This window comes from Microbacterium sp. Bi128 (assembly GCF_918698205.1).
Window position 1 is genome coordinate 1 of the sequence record NZ_CAKKMM010001514.1, and the last position, 1,187, is coordinate 1,187.

At 65.6% G+C, this 1,187-nt stretch carries 2 protein-coding genes; both read left to right on the forward strand.

The genetic code is table 11. The features are described 5' to 3' along the window. Positions 1 to 678, forward strand: a 678-nt coding sequence (locus LQV45_RS34145) for a hypothetical protein (RefSeq protein ID WP_230012293.1), incomplete at its 5' end; no start/stop codon positions are given. Positions 679 to 685: 7 nt separating this feature from the next. Beyond that, positions 686 to 1,187: hypothetical protein (locus LQV45_RS34150; RefSeq protein WP_230012296.1), on the forward strand; the 502-nt coding region annotated here is incomplete at its 3' end.

Here is a 1,187-nt window from a genome sequence, read left to right on the forward strand (position 1 = left end):
GCCGTGATGCTGGCAGACGATGAGGCCACGGCGCCCGCCAACTGGCACCTCCTCCTGACTGTCAGCGCCGGCGGCCGGACAATCGCAGCGCCGTTGAGGCTCCGTGACCTGACCGGGTCCACCGGGCAGTTGCCCGTGGGGCCGATGGTGGGCTCCTCCCGGATGGCCGTGGAGATGCGCGCTGCAACCACTGGCCTGACCTTCGTTCCGGTGACGCCGCTCTACGTGGCGACATCCGTGGACCTCACCGGGCGAACCCTGCGGCTGACTGTTGAAGCCGCTGACGGAGCCCCTGTTCCCGCCAGAGTATCCATCGAGAGCCGAAAGTTCGGCATACGGAAGACCGCGACTTTCCAGGAAGCTGACGGAAACCGGTCTGTCTACGTCATCAACGTCCCGGCGCTGGGAAGTGGCGCAGGCATTACCACCGAATATGAATGGCAACTGCGCCTGGCGAGCGGTGCCAAGGGCCCGCAGCCGGTGGCGTGGCCGGAGGGAACCGCGGAGTTGGAGTCCCACTCGGATCAGACCCGAGGCCTCAGGCTGGGATTGACCGGTTACGGCTTCATCACCGTCGAAGAGCGCAAGAGCCGAATCATTGCTTCGACCGTCGAAGTCTCAGCCGACAAGCGGACCCTGCGTATTGCAGGCACAGCGGACATGCATGTCATGCGGTGACCGCGGGTTGTCCTCTCAAGCGGTTCTGCAGGTCCGCACCAACGACGGAAGCAATGCGTTCACCGCCGATTTCCTGCTTCCGCAGAACCCGTGGGGCGGCGAGGAAGTGATGCCCGAGGCGGGCGCCTACAGCGTGCGGTTCGTTTTCCCCGGAGTCGCAGACACCCTCGGCCACTGGATCCCGGCGTCATCAGGTCTGCAGAAGCAGATGCCGGCAAGGATGGACGCGGACCGGCTGGAGGTCGGCGTGAGCCGCACCTCCAAGAACGGTGCGCTCACCATCCACCTGCGTCCGCCGTTCGCGGCCGACGAGGTGGGAAGATTCGAGCAACAGACGCTGCGCACTCCGGTCACGCTGGCCGGGAGCAATGAACTCAAGGACGCCGTTCTGTTCATGTGCTTCGGCGGGCGCCGTGCGACGGACAGCCCGCGACGCCTTCTGGAAGAGTTCCAGCGCAGGAGCAGCCAGTGGCCGCTGTACTGGGCCGTCGCTGATTTCTCGGTGCCCG